Genomic DNA, 13,072 nt, shown 5'->3' on the forward strand with positions numbered 1-13,072 from the left:
GACTTCTACGCCGCAACGCCTAGACGCAAACGTCGAACCTGCATCTCCGCGCGACGCATTTGCTCCTCACGATTCTTTCGCATGTGCATATCACAGAGGACGCGAAGATTGTCGAAGATTAGTCGGCCGCCATTTGCCACGGGTATTCTCGGAGCCACGTTCATCTCGCTTGAGACAGATGATTCGTCGCATCCAAGCACCTCACAGCGTCCTCGAAATCTAGACAGAACGCAAAATCGCATTCGATAGGTAATGTCGCCAGGATCGTCAAAAAACGGCATTCCCATTACCCAATGCAGCAGCGAACTCTTGCCCAAGTTGCACTTCTGGCAAAGCAGTTGGTAATTATCGACTTCCGACCTACCAAAGAAAGCAACCGGGACAATATGATCAACCTGAGGTTTCACCCCTGCTCTGAGTTCAATTCCGCAAAGCGCACACCGATAGTTCTGCGCCTCCTCAATCCTCAGATATTCATCGTGACTTAGTCGCGGCCCGCGCTTGGTTTCCTCCAGTCTTTCCACCAAACTCTCGGGAGGCGTCACCCCGAGAACACTTTCGAGGAATCCTTCAAGGTGCTCTGGTTTTACACGAGCATTCGGAACACACCGCCAGAACCCTCGCAGTTTCACCTCTTGCAACTTCTCCTGAAGAGCTTCGGAGAGGTCGACGCCGAGTTCAGCACATGCTTGAGTCAGTTCTTCAAGCAGTTGCTTTGAGGCATCCATTTCGCACTTGCCTTTCAAGACTTCCTGGCTCGCGCATTCGTATCCAACTGCAGGCTCTCCTTCTTCAAGAAGTTAGCGAGTTCTGCGATATCGTTGTTGGTGTTTTGGCGAGTCGAAACTTCCTTGGTGTAGTTTGTCTTCGCCTTCTCGGTTGAGTCCTGTGTCTCAATCAAGCTCCAAACCACCCTCGTTCGCAACCGGGTCAAGCTCGCTTCGAGGTCGGACCAGAGTTCCGGGCTATCCAGATCCCCATGGTTGGAGAACAATTGTTCGAGCTTGTTGGCTAGAAGGAACGCCATTGCCCGCAGCCCGGCCCCGTGCATCAGCCTTGAGTCCTTTGGCTTCTGCCCCCATGCCACTGGCCAAACCTTCTTAACCAACTCGTACGAGCGCTTCACAACTGACGCGAGTCGCTCTGGATTCTCACCAAAGTCAACGCTTGAGTTCGCAAACGTGCTCACGACCTGAAACAGCGAGTTGTACGCAATCGGCGGGCGCTTGTCGTTCTTAACACCAGGATATTGAATAAGCCCCTTAAATGGCGAGGAAGGATCATCAAGCGCCAGCGCCTTGGCGGCAAGCGCCCGCGCACGTTCCTTCTGGAGGTAGCCAACGCTCTGATCATCCATGGAGGCCAACAGAGCACGCGAAAACTGCGTTTCAATCTTTTGCGTACTGTTTGCAATCATGAATACGCGCTTGGCCGCATCAGCATCTCCCACGTTCGCGTTCACAGAGATCTGAAACGCTTTAACCTTGTCGACATCCACCAAAGCCAAAGCAGCAGTTCTCTGCTGACCATCTACAAGCACCGCTGACTTCTCTTCATCGAACGCGGCTCTGCGGAAGGGGAAATCAAGCTCAACGGTACGAAACCGTTGCGCCATCATGTTCGCTTGGTGCGGAATAGGAACCGTTGTGAATTCCGACAAAGGCTTGATTCGAATGAACGACTCGGGCGCTTCGTCCTCGGCTTCGGGCTCAACTACACGGTCTTCCTGAAGTACCAACAACACAGAGTTAGGGATCTGCGTTCCATTGCTGATCCCCTGCGCAATCTCGGCCACATGCTTCTCGATCTCGCCGCGTTGGTTGCCGGTCCCTGCAAGAGAGTCAAGCCGATCAATACGAGCAATTGACCTAATGAGCCGCGCCTCGCAAGTGAATTGGAACCGTCGCTCTTCGTTGCCGAGGTCCGCCTCGACAGCAATCAATCGCAGCCGTTCCGGCGCAGTCCCTGCCTTCCGATAGAGCATGATCCCATCAGGATCGAAGGGACGCTGAGTCTGAGTACTCACCTCAAGGATGACATCAGCAACCAACTTCGCGAGCGCCGAGCGCACGTCTGCAGTGCTGACCCCAGAGAGCAACTGCTCAACATCCTTTTCAGATAGAAGTGGGTCGTCCAACTGCACGAAAAGACTAGTTACCTTTTCAGTTGGAGTTCCATCGCCACTGCCAATGAGAGCAGCAAGCTCCAGTTCTTCTTTGCGGAAATTGCACCTGAGCTGAGAGTTCATCGGCAATCCTTGGATGTAGAAGGATGTTCGAACGAGGGAGAATGAATCTACTCTACGTCCATCACGTTCCGCTCGACTAGACGTAAGTTCCGAGGGGGACTTCATATCGCCGTCGCCTTTGACTACGTCAGCCCCCTAGCATGCATGTTGCCCTCGGGCAGGCGCTCACTCGCGGTAAAGTGAATCAGCTCGGCAAACTTTGAGCACGGAAGCGTCGTCTTGGACCCTGGTGCCGAGTTGCTTGAGGAAGTATGGGACGCCCACGTTCTCGCAAGCGTCGTGCAGTTCCCGCGCCCAGACGAGATCGAAAGCAGGAGCGTCCCTCCAGGACTGCTGTGCGCCAGACAGCGCCCTGCACAAGGGTCTGCCGACGCAAGGGCTGCTGCTACGTAGCGACGAAGAGCCACACCGTCCAGAGCTCTGCCTCTGCTGTGGCATGAAGCTCTGACCCAAGCCGCTGCCCCGCTCGCCACACTTCCATGACCTGCGACACACGACTGCCACCCTGCTGCTCAAGGCCGGAGTCCCGCTGGCCACCCTGCAGCGAATCCTCCACCGCTAGGGCCCAGCCATCATCACGGAGGTGTACGGACACCTCGTCGTGGAGGACATGCGCAAGAGCCTCAACCAGCTCGCCTTCCGAACCATGGCTCCTACATCTACCCATGAGGTTCCATTGGCCCTGGCTGCTGCTGGATCTGGGCCCGCTCCGCTTGCTGCCAGTTTGCGGCTGAAGGCCAGGGCCCAAAAGGTGAAGGCCCTGGAGTCACCGGCTTTCACCGGAAACTCCAGGGCCTTCGATGGTCGGGGCGACAGGATTTGAACCTGCGACCACTTGCACCCCAAGCAAGTGCGCTACCAGGCTGCGCTACGCCCCGGTACTTCCCGTCAGAAACGGGCCGCCCTTATGCCCCCACACGACGTCATCGTCAAGCAAGAGCCGCAGGCAGCCGTACAAAAACCACCAGCTCGCTTCAGGACTTCCCGTCCGACTCCTCCTCGGACTCGAACTCCTCGGAGTCGAACTCGTCATGCTCGTCCGCCTCCTCCTCGCGCGCGTCGATCTCCGCGTGGTTCTCCGGAGGCGCCTCGCCGTTGAGCGCGCTCTTGAGCACCTGGCTCGGCCGGAAGGTCAGCACCCGACGGGCCGAGATCTCGATCTCCTTGCCGGTCTGCGGATTGCGCCCCACCCGCGCCTTCTTCTGCCGCACCTGGAAGTTGCCGAACCCGGAGATCTTGATCTTGTCCCCGCGCTCCAGCGTCTCCTTCAAGGTGTCGAAGACGAGCTCGACGATCTCCGCCGACTCCTTCTTGGAGAAGCCGACCTTCTCGTACACGCCCTCGATGATGTCCGCCTTCGTCATACGCTCCCTCGGCAACCCTTCTGTGCGGTGAAGCCTGCGGATGCTGACAGCCTTCCCAGAGGGGTGTCAACCCTCTGACTTCACTCAGGAATTCAGGCGCGCAGGGCCCCGCCCAGCCGCTGGTTCACCTCGGAGATGATGCGCTGGTGCGCCTCGCTCACCTCCGCGTCGGTGAGCGTCCGCTCGGGCGAGCGGTAGCGGATGGCATAGGCCAGGTTCTTCTTCCCCTCGGGGATGGGCTTGCCCGTGTAGACGTCGAAGATGAGGGCGTCCTCCACCAGCGCGCCTCCCACCTCCAGAATCACGCGGCGGACCTCGTCATTGCGAAGCTCCGCGGGCACCACCACCGCCAGGTCCCTCAGCACGGCCGGGAAGCGCGGCAGCGAGTGGTACTCGGGCACCAGCCGGGCCGAGGCGTACAGGGGCTCGGTGTCCAGCTCGAAGGCGAACACGCCCTGCGGCAGCTCCAGGGCCTTGGTGATGCGCGGGTGCAGCTCGCCCACGTACCCGAGGGCCGTCCCATCGGCCAGAAGCACCTGGGCGCAGGCACGCGGATGCCACGCGGGAGCCTCGGCCGGCACGAAGCGAACCCCATCCAGGTGCAGGGCATGGAGTACCGCCTCCACGGCGCCCTTGGCGTCGTAGAAGTCCATCCGAGCGTCCTTCTGAGTCCAGCTACGCCCGGAGCGCAGGCCCCACACGAGCCCGCCCACCCGGTGTACCTCGCGCGTAGCCGGACGCCGACCCTGCCCGCCTTCCGGATCCCGGAAGTAGGCCCGGCCCGTCTCGTAGATGGCCACCCGCTCCACCTGGTGCCGCACGCTGCGAGAGAGGTTCTCCAGCAGTCCTGGCAGCAGGCTGGTGCGCATCACCGACTGCTCCACGCTGAGCGGATTGATGAGCACTACCGGTGCGTCCTTCCCGCCCAGCACCTCAAGGCTCTTGGGCGCCACGAACGAGTAGTTCACCACCTCGTTCATCCCCACGCCGGAGAGCGCCTGACGCAACCGCCGCTCGGCCTCGGCCTGGGCCGGCTCGGGAGCCAGCTCCGCGATCCCGCGCGGCAGCCGGGCCGGGATGTTGTCGTAGCCGTACACGCGAGCGATCTCCTCCAGCAGATCCTCCTCGCGCTCCACGTCCACGCGCGCCCGCGGCACCTCGAACGTCGTCTGGCCGCTGCCGTCCTCCGCCGCCCGGAACCCGAGCGCGCCCAGGATGCGGCGGCACTCCGCCTCCGGCACCGCCGCGCCCAGGAACTTCTCCACCCGCGCATAGCGCAGCGCCACCCGACGCGGCGGCTGAGGGCTCGGATGCACATCCACCCGGCCCGAGCGCACCGTGCCACCCGACAGCTCCGAGATGAGCTGCGCGGCCCGATCGATGGCTGGCCCCACTGCGTCGATGTCCGCCCCACGCTCGAAGCGGTGCGATGCCTCGGTGTGCAGGCCGTGGCGCTTGGACGTGCGGCGCACGCTGGAGGGCTGGAAGTTCGCCGACTCGAGCACGATGTGCTTCGTGCCCTCCGTCACCTCGCTGTCCGCCCCGCCCATCACTCCGGCGATGGCCTGGGGCCGATCCCGGTCGCAGATGGCCAGGTCATCCGCGTCGAGCGTGCGCTCCTTGCCATCGAGCGTGCGGATCTTCTCGCCCGGCTTCGCGCAGCGAACGACGATCTCCTGCCCCGCGAGCTTCTCCAGATCGAAGGCATGCAGCGGCTGGCCATACTCGAGGTTGACGTAGTTGGTCACGTCCACCACGTTGTTGATGGCGCGCACGCCACAGGCCTTGAGACGGTCCTGCATCCACTGGGGCGAGGGCTTGATGGTGACGTTCTCGACGATGCGCGCGGCGTAACGCGGGCACCGGGCCGAGTCCTCGATCCGCACCTTCACCTTGTCGGCCGCGGAGCCCCCAGACTCAGCGGGCTTCGGCTCCGGCGAACGGAACGCGGCGCCCGTCACCACGCCCACCTCTCGCGCCACGCCCAGGTGCGACAGGGCATCGGGCCGGTTCGGGGTGACGTTCACCTCCAGCACCACGTCATCCAGCCCCAGCGCCTCGGCGATCGGCGTGCCCGGCTTCGTCTCCGGCGAGAGGATGAGCAGCCCGGAGGAGTCCTCCGTCAGCCCCAGCTCCTTGGCCGAGCACAGCATGCCGAAGCTGTCCACGCCCCGGAGCGCGGCCTGCTTGATCTCCACGCCATTGGGCAGCTTCGTGCCCACGGTGGCCAGGGGCACCTTGTCCCCGACTTTGTAGTTCTTCGCGCCGCACACCACTTGCAGCGGCGCGGAGCCGCCCGCGTCCACCTTCGTCACGGACAGCTTGTCCGCGTTCGGGTGCTGCACGGACTCCTGGATCTGCGCCACCACCACGCCCTTGAGCGCCGCGCCGGGCTGCTCCAGGCCTTCGATCTCCAGCCCCGCCGCGGTCAGCTTGCGCGCCAGCTCGTCCACCGACGCCGGCAGCTTCACGTACTCGCCGAGCCACTTCACCGAAATCTTCACAGGTCAACCCTCTCCCGGACTCAGAACTGCTCGAGGAAGCGTGCGTCGTTCTCGAACATCATCCGCAGGTCATCGATGCGGTAGCGCAGCATGGCGATGCGCTCCACGCCCATGCCGAACGCGTAGCCCGTCACCTCACCCGGGTCATAGCCGCTGTACTTGAAGACGTTGGGATGCACCATGCCGCTGCCCAGCACCTCCAGCCAGCCCGTCGACTTGCACACCCGGCAGCCCTTGCCGCCGCACGAGGTACAGGAGATGTCCACCTCCGCCGAAGGCTCGGTGAACGGGAAGAAGGACGGGCGGAACCGCGTGCGCGTGTCCGAGCCGAAGAACGCCTTCACGAACGCGTCCAGCGTGCCCTTGAGCTCCGCGAAGCTCACGTCCTTGTCCACCAGCAAGCCCTCCACCTGGTGGAACATGGGCGTATGGGTGATGTCCGAGTCGCGCCGGTACACCCGGCCCGGCATCACCGCGCGAATGGGCGGCTTGTGCGACAGCATGTGCCGCACCTGCACCGGGGACGTGTGCGTGCGCAGCAGAACCGGGCTGTCCGCCTTCTTCGCGTGGCCCAGCGTCGCCTCGTCCACGTAGAAGGTGTCCTGCATGTCCCGCGCGGGGTGATCCTTCGGCAGGTTCAGCGCCTCGAAGTTGTAGTAGTCCAGCTCGATCTCCGGACCCACCGCCACCTCGAAGCCGAGCCGCGCGAACGTCCGGACGATCTCCTCCATCGTCCGCGACACCGGGTGCCGGCTGCCGGGAGCCACCGCGCGACCGGGCAGCGTCACGTCCAGCTTCGCGCCCTTCAGCTCGGCCTCGAGCGCGGCCTCCTCGGCGCGCTTGAGCGCATCCGCGAGCAGCTTCTCGATCTCCGCCTTGACCTGGTTGGCGACCTCGCCCAGCGCCTTGCGCTCCTCGGGAGGCAACTTGCCCATGCCCCCGAGCACGCCGGACAGCTCGCCCTTCTTGCCCAAATAGCGGATCCTCAGCGCCTCGACGGCGGACACCTCCGAGGCGACGGTGATGTCACGCCGTGCCGACTCCGCGAGAGACTGCAACCGATCCCGCATCGCTCTGCTCCCCTCCCCGCCCGCCTTGCGAGCGGGGGCAAAAAAAAGGGCCGCCCTGGCGAGGCAGCCCGTGTACTCGTTCACGCCCGGGAGACCCCAACCGGAGCCTCCCCAGCGATTCTGTCCGCCGGCCCCTCAGGCCGGAGTCGTCAGGCCGCCTTGGCGATGTTGGCGACGGCGGCAAAGCCCGCGGGATCCGCCACGGCCATGTCGGCCAGGACCTTGCGGTCCAGCGAGATCTTCGACTTGGCCAGGCCCGCGATCAGCTTCGAGTAGGACAGGCCCACGGTGCGAGCCGCCGCGTTGATGCGGACGATCCACAGCGAGCGGAAGTTGCGCTTGCGGGCGGCGCGGTCACGGCTGGCGTAGTCCAGCGCGCGCTCCACGGCCTGATTGGCCCGCTTGTAGCAGTTCTTCCGACGGCCACGGTAACCCTTGGCCAGCTTCAAAATCCGATTACGACGGCGGCGAGCCTTGAAACCCTTCTTTACGCGCATGACACACTCCTCGACTGCTCAAGCTGGGAACCCCGTGGCGCAGGCCTCACGCCGCTCCGCCAGGGTCCGTGGGTAGTTAGTAACTAGTTCGCCCCGTAGGGGAACATCTCCTTGATGACCTTCTTCGCATCCATGTCGCGAAGGTGGCCCGTGCCGCGGTTGCGGCGCTTCTGGGCCGGCGTCTTGCCGTGGGTGAAAAGGTGCTTGCCGTAGGCCTTGCCGTGCTTCACCTGGCCGCTCTTCTTCACCTGCAACCGCTTCTTCGCACCGCTACGGGTCTTCAACTTCGGCATCGTCCCAATCCTTCCTTCACGTTGCGCCGTCGGCTCTTTAGCTCTCGGCCTTCTGTTACAGGCCGACAGCCGAAGCCGACAGCCAAATCTCTCTACTTCGTCCCACCAGCCGCGCTAACTGGGGCAGCTTGCTCCTCTACCGCTGGAGCCGCCGCCGTGGGAGCCGCCTCCGAGGGCTTGCCCTCCGGCCGGGCGTCCACCTTGCCGTCCGCAGGCTTGCCTTCCCGCTTGGCAGCCTCCTGCTTCTTGCCCCCCGCCTCACCCTCGTGCTTCTTGCCCGCCGCGTCCGCCTTCGCCGCCGCCTCCGCCTGCTGCCGAGCCTGATCACGCGCGCGCTGCGCCACCTTCGGGTTGGGCGCGAGGATCATGAACATCTGGCGCCCTTCCATGCGAGGCGCCTGCTCGACGACCGCGGTCTCCTTCAGATCCTTGACCACGTCATCCAGAATCGCGCTGCCCAGCTCCTTGTGGGTGATCTCGCGACCGCGGAAGACGATGGTGACCTTGGCCTTGTTCGCCTCCTCGAGGAAGCGCTTGATGTTGCGGACCTTGAACTCGTAGTCGTGCTCCTCGGTCTTCGGACGGAGCTTCACCTCTTTGAGGTGGACCACGACCTGCTTCTTCTTGGCTTCTGAAGCCTTCTTCTTCTCCTCGTACTTGAACTTGCCGTAGTCCATGATCTTGCAGACCGGCGGCTTCGCCATCGGGTTGACCTCGACCAGGTCAAACCCCTCGGACTGAGCGCGCTCAAGGGCCTGCTCGATCGAAAGGACACCCAACTGCTCGCCTGCCGCTCCTACGACACGGACCTCGCGAGCACGGATACGGCGATTGGTTCTTTGATCGCGTACGATGGGAGAACCCTCCAAAAACGGGAGTTCGGGCCTGCCTCCCTCCCTTGGAAGAGGCGCAAGATACTTTTCTACACCAGGGAGTCAAGGGAGGTCATCGACTTCCCGACCTGGTGCGACATCACGAGATGGTGGCCTCCTTGACCAGGAGGGCCTCGAAATCCTCCAGCTTCATGCTCTTGAGGTCCTCGCCGCCGTAGCGCCGGGGGGCCACGCCCCCTGCCGCCACCTCGTTGTCGCCGATCACCAGGGTGAAGGGGATCTTCTGGATCTGGGCCTCGCGGATCTTCGCGTTGAGCGTCTGCCCGCGCTCGTCCAGCTCGACCCGGTAGCCCTTGGCGCGCAGCTGATCGCGCACCTTGCGGGCGTACTCGAGCTGCCGGTCGGCCACGGTGACGATCGTCGCCTGGACGGGGGCCAGCCACGCGGGGAAGGCGCCCGCGAAGTGCTCGATCAGGATGGCGATGAAGCGCTCGAAGGAGCCGAAGATGGCGCGGTGCAGCACGACCGGCTTGTGCTCGGCGTTGTCTTCTCCGATGTAGGACAAGTCGAAGCGCTGCGCGGCCAGGTAGTCCAGCTGCATGGTGCCCAGCTGCCACTTGCGGCCGATGCTGTCGGACACGTCGAAGTCGATCTTCGGGCCGTAGAAGGCGCCCTCGCCCGGCTTCACCTCGTAGGGCACGTTGAGTGTCTTGAGCACACCTTCCAGCGCGGCCTCCGCGCGGTCCCATGTGGCGTCGTCACCGAGCCGCTGCTCAGGGCGGGTGGAGAACTTGGCCGAGTACTTCAGCCCCACGGCGTTGTAGACGTGGTCCAGGAACTCGACGAAGCGGCGGACCTCGTCGCCGATCTGGCTCTCCATGCAGTAGATGTGGGCGTCGTCCTGGGCGAACTGGCGCACGCGGGTGAGGCCGCCCAGCGAACCGGCCGCCTCGTTGCGGTGCAGCACGTCCTGGGTGTGGAAGCGCAGCGGCAGGTCGCGGTAGCTGTGGCGCTTGAAGCCGAAGTACAGGTGGTGCGAGGGGCAGTTCATCGGCTTGAGGGAGAAGTCGTGCTCGCCGGACTCGCTGTCGAGCACCAGGAACATGTTCTCCTTGTACTTGCCCCAGTGGCCGCTGATCTCCCACAGGCCCTTGTTGAACAGCAGCGGCGTCTTGATCTCCACGTAGCCGCGCTCGGCCGTCAGCCGCCGCATCCAGCCCGAGAGCGTCTGGTAGATCGCGGTGCCCTTGGGCGTCCAGAAGGCCGAGCCCGGCGCGTACTGGTGGAAGTGGAACAGGTCCAGCTCCTTGCCCAGCTTGCGGTGGTCGCGCTTCTTCGCCTCCTCGATGCGCGTCAGGTGCTCCTGCAGGGCCTTCTTGTCGAAGAAGGCCGTGCCGTAGACGCGCTGGAGCATCGGGTTGCGGTGGTCACCGCGCCAGTACGCGCCGCTGGAGGACAGGATCTTGATGACCCCGATGCGGCCGGTGGACGGGGCGTGGGGCCCGAGGCAGAAGTCCACCCAGTCCCCGTGGCTGTAGAGCGTCAGCGTCTTGGCGCCCTTGGCGGCGATGTCCTGGATGATCTCCACCTTGAACTTCTCGCCCTTCTCCTCGAAGAGGCGAACCGCCTCCTCCATGGAGATCTCCTTGCGGACGAAGGGCAGGTTCTGGGCGATCTCCTTGTTGGCCTCGACCTCGATCTTCTCGAGGTCCTCGGGCGTGAAGGGCTTCTCGCGGAAGAAGTCGTAATAGAAGCCCTCCTCCGTCGCCGGGCCGATCGTCACCTGGGTGCCCGGGAAGAGCCGCTGCACGGCGCTGGCCACCACATGCGCGGCGTCGTGGCGGATGAGCTCCAGGGCCTCGGGGCTCTTGGTGGTGAAGATCTGGAGCTTCACGTCCTCGTTCAGCGGACGGGCCAGGTCCATGTCCTGGCCGTTGACCCGGGCGAAGAGAGCGGCCTTGGCCAGGCCGGCGCCGATGCCCTCCCGCACGAAGTCCCCGATGGGAGTCCCCCGGGCCGTCTGCTTCTGGCTGCCGTCGGGGAGTGTCACCGTGATCATGTCGGACATGTCAGAACCTCGAAATGCATCGGGCGGCAGGCTTACTGGAAGCCTTGCCGCCCGGTGTCAGACTTCCTGATGGGATGGGTCGTAGTGGGATCGAACCACTGACCCCTACCGTGTCAAGGTAGTGCTCTACCGCTGAGCTAACGACCCCTGTCTGAAAAGCGCGGCGGGAATAGCAGTGCCCTCCCGCAGCTGTCAAGGAAACACGGACGTGGACGCTTCCTCTTCCCTGACCCTGTGCCGATTCAGGGGGGCGCTGCCTCCAGCAACTGGCGAACTCGGCCCATCACCGCATCGAACATGGTCGGGGTAAGCCGGCCCGTCTGCGTGTTCTGCTGGCTGACGTGGTAGCAGCCCACGAGCGTCCGGCCGCCTGGCAGGGGGACCTCTGCCCCGTGTCCGAACGCCGGCTTGGGGGAAGGCAGGCTCACCCCGGCCCGGGACAGGGCCACCAGGGTGGCGTTCCAGCCGATGGCCCCGAGCGCCAGAAACACCCGGGCGGGCAACAGCGCCAGCTCCCGATCGAGGAAGGGCGCACAGCGGGCCAGCTCCTCGGGCAGTGGCTTGTTCTCCGGTGGCGCGCAGCGGGCGGACGCAGTGATGTAGGCGCCTTTGAGCGTGAGGCCGTCGTCCCGATGCTGACTGGTCGGCTGGTTGGCGAAGCCCGCGCGGTGCAACCCCGCGTAGAGGAAGTCTCCGGAGCGGTCCCCGGTGAAGACCCGGCCGGTCCGGTTCGCCCCGTGGGCCGCCGGTGCCAGGCCGATGACGACCAGCCGCGCCTGGGGATCGCCAAAGCCCCCTACCGGCCGGCCCCAGTACGTCCAGTCCCGGTAGGCGCGGCGCTTCACCCGCGCCACCTCTTCTCGCCATTCAACCAGGCGAGGACAGGCCCGACACTGGATGATCTCCGCCTGCAATTTCTCGAGCTTCGTCACCTGCTCCGACCTCGCACCGCGGCCTCCAACTGCTGGACCCGGGCCTCGACGCTCACCCCTTGGGTGCCTCACCTGTGTACAGCGGCATCTTCTGGTAGCGCTGCACCACCACGCGCAAGACCACCTTGAGGATGGCGCTGAAGGGCACCGCGAGGAGGATCCCCACGAAGCCGAACAGCTCGCCGAACGCGAGCACCGCGATGATGACCGCCACCGGCGCCAGCCCGACCTTCTCACCCACCACCCGAGGGGTGATGACGAGCCCCTCGGACAGCTGGGCCACCGCGAAGGTCCCCGCCACCACCGCCAGCTGCCAGGGACCCTGCCACGACAGCATCAGCCCGACCATGGTGAGCACCAGCCCGATCGCCGTCCCCAGGTAGGGCACCATGTTCCCGAAGCCCGCGATGACGCCGATGACGATGGCCATGTCCACCCCCGCGATGGCCAGCCCCGTGCCGTAGATGACCGACAGGATGGAGCCCACGGTGAGCTGCCCTCGCACGAAGGCCGAGAGCACATCGTCCACCTCGCTGAAGCGGCGGCTCACCAGCCCCAACGCGCGCCGGGGGATGACCTCCCGCACCAGCCCGATGAGCCGAGGGTAGTCCTGCAGGAAGAAGAACCCCAGCACCGGCACCACCGCCAGCCCCAGCAACGTCGTCACGAACCGGGCGGTGTTGCTCGCGAAGCGCGCGGCCAGGCTCGCCGCCGTGGGCCCCGCGCTCTGGAGCAGATCCGAGGCCTGGGCGCCCAGCTCCGCGGTCCGCTGGTTCACGAACTCCGGCACGGACACGCCCAGCAGCGCCTCCACACGGGGGATGACCTGGGTGCTGGCCCGACGGAAGAACTCCGGCAGCTTGGCCGCCTCCTCCCGGAACACCGGGATGAGGTAGAGCACCGCGCCCACCAGCGCCAGCGTGGAGCCCGCGAAGACGAGCGTCGTGCCCCACGTGCGGCTCAGCTTGCGGCGCTCGAGCGCGGTCACCAGCGGGTTGAAGACGTACGCCCCCGTGAGCGCCAGCAGCACGGGAACCGCCACCCCGCCAAACACCGAGATCAACACGAACACCAGCCCCAGCATGCCCACCATCACCAGGGACCAGAGCAGATCGATCCGCCGCGCCTCCTCCTCGGGAAGCGGCAGTGTCTCCTCTGGGGGGACAACGTGCAGGACTGGGGGCGGCTCGGGAGCGGCCTCAGGCGCCACGGGCGTGGCACGAGACTCTTCCGGGGACTTCACCGCGCGTGCGCTGCCTTTCT

At 64.7% G+C, this 13,072-nt stretch carries 12 protein-coding genes and 2 tRNA genes; 1 reads left to right on the forward strand and 13 read right to left on the reverse strand.

What is annotated here, in order from left to right:
* Positions 1–5: 5 nt before the first annotated feature.
* Positions 6–746, reverse strand: coding sequence for an HNH endonuclease (locus tag SYV04_RS34425; protein ID WP_321550249.1), 741 nt, complete (start codon positions 744–746; stop codon positions 6–8).
* Complete coding sequence (locus SYV04_RS34430; protein ID WP_321550250.1) at positions 743–2,248, reverse strand: DGQHR domain-containing protein; 1,506 nt, start codon at positions 2,246–2,248, stop codon at positions 743–745. Before SYV04_RS34430 ends, SYV04_RS34425 begins: the two co-directional genes overlap by 4 nt.
* Before the next feature lie 457 nt (positions 2,249–2,705).
* Between SYV04_RS34430 and SYV04_RS43825 the strand changes: the two genes are divergently transcribed.
* Complete coding sequence (locus tag SYV04_RS43825) at positions 2,706–2,810, forward strand: tyrosine-type recombinase/integrase (RefSeq protein ID WP_422724003.1); 105 nt, start codon at positions 2,706–2,708, stop codon at positions 2,808–2,810.
* 239 nt (positions 2,811–3,049) lie between these two features.
* On the opposite strand, the gene SYV04_RS34435 is transcribed toward SYV04_RS43825, so the two are convergent.
* The 11 genes from SYV04_RS34435 to SYV04_RS34485 form a co-directional block, all read right to left on the reverse strand.
* Positions 3,050–3,126 (reverse strand) — tRNA-Pro (locus tag SYV04_RS34435).
* Between the two features lie 96 nt (positions 3,127–3,222).
* On the reverse strand, positions 3,223–3,612 hold the full coding sequence (locus SYV04_RS34440) for an integration host factor subunit alpha (RefSeq protein ID WP_321550251.1): 390 nt from the start codon (positions 3,610–3,612) through the stop codon (positions 3,223–3,225).
* A 92-nt stretch (positions 3,613–3,704) separates the two neighbouring features.
* Positions 3,705–6,116 carry a phenylalanine--tRNA ligase subunit beta gene (gene pheT / locus SYV04_RS34445; RefSeq protein WP_321550252.1) on the reverse strand — a complete coding sequence of 804 codons (2,412 nt, stop codon included), beginning with the start codon at positions 6,114–6,116 and terminating at the stop codon, positions 3,705–3,707.
* A 20-nt stretch (positions 6,117–6,136) separates the two neighbouring features.
* On the reverse strand, positions 6,137–7,186 hold the full coding sequence (pheS, locus tag SYV04_RS34450; protein WP_321550253.1) for a phenylalanine--tRNA ligase subunit alpha: 1,050 nt from the start codon (positions 7,184–7,186) through the stop codon (positions 6,137–6,139).
* A gap of 149 nt (positions 7,187–7,335) precedes the next feature.
* Complete coding sequence (gene rplT / locus SYV04_RS34455; RefSeq protein ID WP_321550254.1) at positions 7,336–7,683, reverse strand: 50S ribosomal protein L20; 348 nt, start codon at positions 7,681–7,683, stop codon at positions 7,336–7,338.
* Between the two features lie 83 nt (positions 7,684–7,766).
* Complete coding sequence (gene rpmI / locus SYV04_RS34460) at positions 7,767–7,976, reverse strand: 50S ribosomal protein L35 (RefSeq protein ID WP_321550255.1); 210 nt, start codon at positions 7,974–7,976, stop codon at positions 7,767–7,769.
* Positions 7,977–8,068: 92 nt separating this feature from the next.
* The gene (gene infC / locus SYV04_RS34465) at positions 8,069–8,845 is read right to left on the reverse strand and encodes a translation initiation factor IF-3 (protein ID WP_321550256.1); all 777 of its coding nucleotides are present in this window, start codon (positions 8,843–8,845) and stop codon (positions 8,069–8,071) included.
* A 103-nt stretch (positions 8,846–8,948) separates the two neighbouring features.
* Complete coding sequence (thrS, locus tag SYV04_RS34470; protein ID WP_321550257.1) at positions 8,949–10,877, reverse strand: threonine--tRNA ligase; 1,929 nt, start codon at positions 10,875–10,877, stop codon at positions 8,949–8,951.
* A gap of 75 nt (positions 10,878–10,952) precedes the next feature.
* A tRNA-Val gene (locus SYV04_RS34475) sits at positions 10,953–11,024 on the reverse strand.
* 95 nt (positions 11,025–11,119) lie between these two features.
* On the reverse strand, positions 11,120–11,809 hold the full coding sequence (locus tag SYV04_RS34480; RefSeq protein ID WP_321550258.1) for a uracil-DNA glycosylase: 690 nt from the start codon (positions 11,807–11,809) through the stop codon (positions 11,120–11,122).
* A gap of 52 nt (positions 11,810–11,861) precedes the next feature.
* Positions 11,862–12,983, reverse strand: a complete 1,122-nt coding sequence (locus tag SYV04_RS34485) for an AI-2E family transporter (RefSeq protein WP_321550438.1) — start codon at positions 12,981–12,983, stop codon at positions 11,862–11,864.
* Positions 12,984–13,072 lie beyond the last annotated feature (89 nt).

This window comes from Hyalangium ruber, from assembly GCF_034259325.1.
Taxonomy (GTDB): domain Bacteria; phylum Myxococcota; class Myxococcia; order Myxococcales; family Myxococcaceae; genus Hyalangium_A; species Hyalangium_A rubrum.

What these genes read in the sequence shown, in the direction of transcription:
- SYV04_RS34430 (WP_321550250.1), bottom strand. Translation starts at nt 2,248, where the DNA reads ATGAACTCTCAGCTCAGGTGCAATTTCCGCAAAGAAGAACTGGAGCTT.
- SYV04_RS34440 (WP_321550251.1), bottom strand. Translation starts at nt 3,612, where the DNA reads ATGACGAAGGCGGACATCATCGAGGGCGTGTACGAGAAGGTCGGCTTC.
- pheS (WP_321550253.1), bottom strand. Translation starts at nt 7,186, where the DNA reads ATGCGGGATCGGTTGCAGTCTCTCGCGGAGTCGGCACGGCGTGACATC.
- rplT (WP_321550254.1), bottom strand. Translation starts at nt 7,683, where the DNA reads ATGCGCGTAAAGAAGGGTTTCAAGGCTCGCCGCCGTCGTAATCGGATT.
- rpmI (WP_321550255.1), bottom strand. Translation starts at nt 7,976, where the DNA reads ATGCCGAAGTTGAAGACCCGTAGCGGTGCGAAGAAGCGGTTGCAGGTG.
- thrS (WP_321550257.1), bottom strand. Translation starts at nt 10,877, where the DNA reads ATGTCCGACATGATCACGGTGACACTCCCCGACGGCAGCCAGAAGCAG.